This is a genomic window from Micromonospora orduensis (assembly GCF_006228125.1).
GTDB lineage: Bacteria > Actinomycetota > Actinomycetes > Mycobacteriales > Micromonosporaceae > Micromonospora > Micromonospora orduensis.
The window spans coordinates 1-5,996 of sequence record NZ_VDFY01000112.1 but is presented as its reverse complement, the minus strand read 5'-3'; the positions used below and the strand labels follow the sequence as shown (position 1 = coordinate 5,996).

Below are 5,996 nucleotides of genomic sequence, written 5' to 3'. Positions count from 1 at the left end.
CCGCCCACCACGCCGCCGCCCACCACGCCGCCACCCGGCGGTACACCGCCACGTAGTCGACAAGCATCGGTCGACCCGGGACGGTCGCCGCGGTGGGCGTTCCGCTGCCGGCCACGCCGTTCGGGAACGCCCCGCCCATCGCCACGTTGAGCAGCAGGAAGTAGCCCGCGTGCGAGGTCATCTGCGACCAGGCCGGCTCACCGACGCGGCTCTGGGTGACGGTGTGGAAGAGCTGCCCGTCGACGTACCAGCGCAGTTGCTGGGGACTGATGGAGGCGTCCCACTCGAACCGGTAGGTATGGAACGCGGACTGGCAGCTCGCGCCCGGGCAGGCCCGGGACGCGCCGATGCCGTTGAACTCGTCGCAGGGCCCGCCGGGGGCGACGCCGCAGTGCAGCACCCCCCACACCGAGTTGATGCCGTTGACGTTCTCCATCACGTCGAACTCGCCGATGCCCGGCCAGTTCTGGTAGTTGCCGCGGTAGGGCGCGCCGAGCGCCCAGAAGGCCGGCCAGTAGCCGGCAGCCGCGGCACCTGTGACGTTCGGCATCTGGATGCGGCCCTCGATGGCCAGCACACCGCCGGCCGGGGCCTTGAAGTCGCTGCGCACGGTCTCGATCCGGGCGGAGGTCCAGCCGCCCCCGCCGTCGCGCAGTGGTGTGATCCGCAGGTTGCCACCGCCGTCGTGGCTGACGTTGGCGGTGCTGGCGGTGTAGGTCTGGATCTCGCCGGTGCCCCAGCTCGCCGGGCCGCCGGGGTAGTTGTGCCCGGTGTCGATGATCCAGTTCGCGGCCGACGGCAGGGTGCCGGCCGCGCCGGTGAAGTCGTCGCTCCAGACGGTGCTCCAGCCGGTGGGGGGAGGCGGAACGGCGGCCTGCGCGGTCACGGCGACGCCGGCCAGGGCGGTGGTGGTGGCGACGAGCAGGGCGGACGCCAGCAGGCGGCGTCGGACGGGCGAGGCGGTGGGGGCCGCCGGAGGTGGGGACATGGACGTGCCTCTCTGCGGGGACGGTCGAGAGAGCGCTCTCTCAGTGGTTGTACGTCTCGCCGGGACAGTTGTCAACGTCGATCTATTCGGTGTTTGCCGGAACCGCCTGCGGGCGACGGAGCACCACCTGTTCCAACGCCGACCACGCGGTCGTGGCCACCAGGTAGATCACCGCCGCGAGCGGCAGCACCAGCGCCACCAGCACCGTCGTGAACGGCAACAGCGGCAGCAGCCGACCGAGCGTGGCAGCGCCCGGCCCCTCGGTGGGCGTACCGGCCACCGTGCCGACCGCCGCCGACGCCCGACGCGCACGCCGCGACGACCACCAGGCCAACACCAGCAGCAGGGCCAGCAGAACGGCGAAGAGCGGACCGGCCGCACCGGCCAACCCGTCGCTGACGTGGTGGCCCAGCGGCACCCCGGCCAGCCGCTCGTCCAGCAGCCCCGTGCCGCCCTCACTGGTGCTGAACAGCCGGTACAGCACCAGCAGGAACGGCAACTGGAGCAGCAACGGCAGGCAGCCGGCGATCGGGTTGGCGCCCGCCGACCGGTACAGCGTGAACACCTCCCGCTGAAGCGTCGCCGGGTCGTCGGCGTACCGCCGCTGGAGCTCGCGCACCTGCGGGGCGAGCGCCGCGCGGCGCCGCTCCCCGCGCACCTGCGCGACGGTCAACGGTGAGATCAGCAACCGCACGGCGACGGTGAACAGCACGATGGCGGCGGCGGTGGCCATGCCGCCGGCCAGCGGTTCGAGCAGATCGGTGAGCCAGGACAGCGCCGCGCCGGCGGCGGCGACAGTGGCGTGCAGTGGTGCGAAGGCGAGCATGGGAAACCCCTCGGTCCGATTCCGGTGGGGTCCTCCCCCGGCGGCGTCCGCCGGGCGAAAGGACCGGTGACGGCGGGATCGGCCGCGCGGCGCGGCGCGCTACGCGACCGAGGGGAGTCCGGGTGCGCGGGGACGAGGCCGTCCGGCGGCGTCCGGGTCGATCTGACGGGGCATCCGACGCCCTCGGGAGCGGGCCCGCAGCCCGGCCCAGCGACGCGCGACGCCCACCGCCCCCGAACGGCCTGGCAGACGTGCCGCGAGCAGCGTGGTGAGCAGCACCAGGGCGGTCAGCGCGGCGCCCGCCAGCAGGTCGGTCGGACGTTCCGCGAGCAGGGTGAGCTGGGCGAACGCGGACATCCACGCGACCCAGAAGAACCCCAGCGGCACCGGCACGGGCTCAGCATAGGACCCGATGTCACGCCACCTGACCGAACCAGAGGGTGCGCCTCGCGCCCGAGGCACTACGCCGGAAGCCGGGAAGCCGGCCCGCGATGCCGACACTCGAGAAGCGACGCGCGACGCGCCGCCATCACGTTTCCCGGCATCGCCACGTTGGGTAACCGAACACCCGACCGCCGCGGACGGACCGTGGACGGCAGGAACGGACGGTGGTGTCGCGATGACGGGCCAGGTGACGGAGGCGCCCAGCGGAACGACCGCGGGGGCCGAGTTGCTCACCGTGGGTGTCGAGGAGGAGTTCCTTCTCGTCGACCCGCACACCGGAGCCGCGGTCCCCGCCGTCGACCTGGTGCTGGAGCAGGTGCCGGCGGAACTGCGCGGGCAGGTGGAGCGCGAGTTCCAGACCAGCCAGATCGAGATCGGCAGCCCGCCCGGCCTGGAACTCTCCTCGATCCGGCACTCCCTCGGCGTGCTGCGCAGCGCGCTCGCCGACGCCGCGGAGCGGGCCGGCGTACGACTGCTGGCCATCGGCACCGGTCCGGTGGACGGACCAGTTCCGCCGGTGGTGGACAAGCCCCGCTTCGACCGGATGATCGAACGGTTCCGGCTGCTCGTCCCCGGCCCCGGCAACAACGGCATGCACGTGCACGTGGGCGTCCCGGACCCGGACACCGGTGTGCAGGTGCTCAACCACGTACGGCCGTGGCTGCCGCTGTTGCACGCCGTCACCACCAACTCCCCGTTCTCCAGGGGTGAGGACACCGGTTACGCCAGTTGGCGTTCGGTGGAGTGGGAGCGCTGGCCGTCGGTGGCCCCGACGCCGTTCCTGGAGTCGCACGAGCACTACCAGCGGCTGATCCGTCAGTTGATCTCCAGCGGGGTGATGCTCGACGAGGGGATGCTCTACTGGTACGCCCGCCTGTCGGCGAAGTACCCGACCGTGGAGCTGCGGATCGGCGACGTCTGCCCGACGGTGGACGACGCGGTGCTGGTCGCCGCGCTGGTCCGGGCCCTGGTGGCCACCGCCATGTCGGACGTCGAGGCCGGCCGACCGGCGCTGCGGACCGACCACCACCTGCTGGTCGGCGCGCACTGGCGGGCCGCGCACGACGGGCTGGAGGGCGAGGGCGTCGACGTGACCACCGGGGAGCTTCGCCCGGCCTGGGAGCTGCTGGACCAGTTCGTGGAGCGGATGCGGCCGGCGTTGGAGCAGCACGGCGACTGGGCGGAGGTGACCGACCTGCTGGGTGGGCTGCGCCGCCACGGCACCGGCGCGGCCCGGCAGCGTGCGGTGTTCGCCCGCACCGGGAAGCTCACCGACGTGGTGCAGGACGTGGCACGGCAGACCCGCGGCTGAACACCTCGTGACAGGATGATCCCGTGGCGCAACGGCTGATCGTCATCGGTGGGGACGCTGCCGGCATGTCGGCGGCGTCCCAGGCCCGCCGCCGCCGTGGCCGTGATGACCTGGAGATCGTGGTCTTCGAGCGCGGTCACTTCACCTCCTACTCGGCGTGCGGCATCCCGTACTGGATCAGCGGCCTGGTTCCCGGCCCGGACGCCCTGATCGCCCGGGACCCGCAGACGTTCCGCACCACGTACGCCATGGACGTACGGATGCGCCACGAGGTCACGACCATCGATCTGGAGCGCCGCGAGGTGGTGGCCCGGGACCTGGAGGGCGGCGGCGAGGTCCGCGAGCGTTTCGACGACCTGATGTACGCCACCGGCGCGGTGCCGGTGAAGCCGCCGTGGGCGGACACCGACGCGGACGGCGTGTTCGGCATGCAGACCCTCGACGACGGGGCGGCCCTGCGCCTCTGGCTGGACGCCGAGCCGCAGCCACGCCGGGCCGTGGTGATCGGTGGCGGCTACATCGGCGTCGAGATGGCCGAGGCCATGATCCAACGTGGTCTCTCGGTGACCCTGGTCGAGTCGGGCGACCAACCGATGTCGACGGTGGACCCCGACATGGGCGAACTGGTCGCCGAGGCCATGCGGGGCCTCGGCATCACGATCCGCACCGGCCTGCCGGTGACCGGCCTAAAGCAGCGGGACGGCCGGGTGTCCGCCGTGGTCACGGCCGAGGGGCCGATTCCGGCCGACGTCGTGGTCCTGGGCCTCGGCGTACGCCCCAACGCCGCGCTCGCCGAGACGGCCGGGCTGCCGATCGGCCCGACCGGCGCGATCCGGGTGGACCGCCGGATGCGGGTGGCCGGGATGCCCGGCGTCTGGGCGGCCGGCGACTGCGTGGAGACGCTGCACCGGGTCAGCGGGCTGCCGGTGCACGTGCCGCTGGGCACGCACGCCAACAAGCAGGGCCGGGTCGCCGGGATCAACATCGGCGGCGGGTACGCCACCTTCGCCGGGGTGATCGGCACGGCGGTGACCAAGGTCTGCGACCTGGAGGTGGGCCGGACGGGCCTCCGCGAGCGTGAGGCCTCGGCGGCGGGCTTCGACTTCGTGTCGGTGATCGCCGAGTCGACCAACCGGGCCGGCTACTACCCCGGCGCCCGGCCGATGACCGTCAAGTTGATCGCCGAACGGCCCAGCGGCCGGCTGCTTGGCGCGCAGATCGTCGGCTGGTCCGAGGCGGCCAAGCGGATCGACACGCTGGCCGTGGCGCTGTGGAACGGCATGACTGTGGACGACATGACGGCGCTCGACCTGGGCTACGCTCCGCCGTACGCGCCGGTGTGGGATCCGGTGCTCATCGCTGCCCGAAAAGCGGTCGACGCGCTCGCCGCCCTCGACCGCTGACCCGCGCCTCCGTGGAGGACCACCTCGTGACGCAGACCCCCACCCGGCCGGCCGCACGCCGCCGCCCGACGATGGTCGACGTGGCCCGGCATGCCGGGGTCAGCCTGAAGACGGTGTCCCGGGTGGTCAACGACGAACCGGTGGGGCAGGAACTGGTGGGTCGTGTCCTCGCCGCCATCGCCGAGTTGGGATTCCGGCGCAACGACATCGCCCGCAACCTGCGCTCGCGGCAGCTCAACGCCACGGTGGGGCTGCTCATCGAGGAGATCGCCAACCCGTTCTACGCCACCATCGCCAGTGTGGCGGCCGAGATCGCCGCCGCGCACGGCACGATGTTGATCACCGCCTCGTCCGAGGAGGACCCGGAGCGGGAACGCGCCCTGCTCCAGGACTTCACCCAGCGCCGGGTCGACGGGCTGCTGGTGGTGCCGGCCGGCCCCGACCACTCGTTCCTGCGCCGGGAGGTCGAGCTGGGCATGCCTGTCGTGTTCCTGGACCGGCCGCCGCAGGGGTTGCAGGCGGACGCCGTCCTGCTGGACAACCGGGGCGGCAGCCAGGCCGGGGTCGGCGCGCTGCTCGCCGAGGGGCATCGCCGGGTGGGCCTCCTGCTCGGAGCGCCGAGCGTGCCCACGATGCGCGAGCGGCTGGTCGGCGCGCGGGCGGCGCTGGCGGCAGTCGGTGTCGAACCGGACGAGTCGCTGGTCCGGGACCGCCTCATCGCCCCAGAGGAGGCCGGATGGGCCGTCGCCGCGCTGCTCGACCTTCCGGACCCACCCACCGCGTTCTTCTGCGCGAACAACCGGCTCACCGTCGGCGCGCTCCAGGAGCTGCACCGGCGGGGCAGTGACGCCGCGCTGGTCGGCTTCGACGACTTCGAGCTGGCACACCTGATGCCCCGGCCGCTTACCGTCGTCGCCTACGACACACGTGAGCTGGCGAGAGTCGCCACCGAACGCCTCTTTCAGCGGATAGCCGGCGACGACGACAGCCCCCCGTCGACCAGTGTCCTGCCCACCCACCTGC

At 72.9% G+C, this 5,996-nt stretch carries 6 protein-coding genes; 3 read left to right on the top strand and 3 right to left on the bottom strand.

Annotated elements, in window-relative coordinates; translation table 11 throughout:
- From FHG89_RS07845 to FHG89_RS07835, 3 genes are all read right to left on the bottom strand, one after another.
- Nucleotides 1-988: glycoside hydrolase family 16 protein (locus FHG89_RS07845; RefSeq protein ID WP_139583694.1), on the bottom strand; the 988-nt coding region annotated here is incomplete at its 3' end.
- Nucleotides 989-1,070: 82 nt separating this feature from the next.
- Nucleotides 1,071-1,814, bottom strand: coding sequence for a membrane protein insertase YidC (gene yidC / locus FHG89_RS07840; RefSeq protein ID WP_139583693.1), 744 nt, complete (start codon nt 1,812-1,814; stop codon nt 1,071-1,073).
- A 99-nt stretch (nt 1,815-1,913) separates the two neighbouring features.
- Nucleotides 1,914-2,207, bottom strand: a complete 294-nt coding sequence (locus tag FHG89_RS07835; protein WP_244295239.1) for a DUF6412 domain-containing protein — start codon at nt 2,205-2,207, stop codon at nt 1,914-1,916.
- A 226-nt stretch (nt 2,208-2,433) separates the two neighbouring features.
- Between FHG89_RS07835 and FHG89_RS07830 the strand changes: the two genes are divergently transcribed.
- From FHG89_RS07830 to FHG89_RS07820, 3 genes are all read left to right on the top strand, one after another.
- Nucleotides 2,434-3,570, top strand: coding sequence for a carboxylate-amine ligase (locus FHG89_RS07830; protein ID WP_139583692.1), 1,137 nt, complete (start codon nt 2,434-2,436; stop codon nt 3,568-3,570).
- Nucleotides 3,571-3,593: 23 nt separating this feature from the next.
- Nucleotides 3,594-4,973 carry an FAD-dependent oxidoreductase gene (locus FHG89_RS07825; RefSeq protein ID WP_139583691.1) on the top strand — a complete coding sequence of 460 codons (1,380 nt, stop codon included), beginning with the start codon at nt 3,594-3,596 and terminating at the stop codon, nt 4,971-4,973.
- Nucleotides 4,974-5,044: 71 nt separating this feature from the next.
- Nucleotides 5,045-5,996, top strand: a 952-nt coding sequence (locus FHG89_RS07820; RefSeq protein WP_139583695.1) for a LacI family DNA-binding transcriptional regulator, incomplete at its 3' end; no start/stop codon positions are given.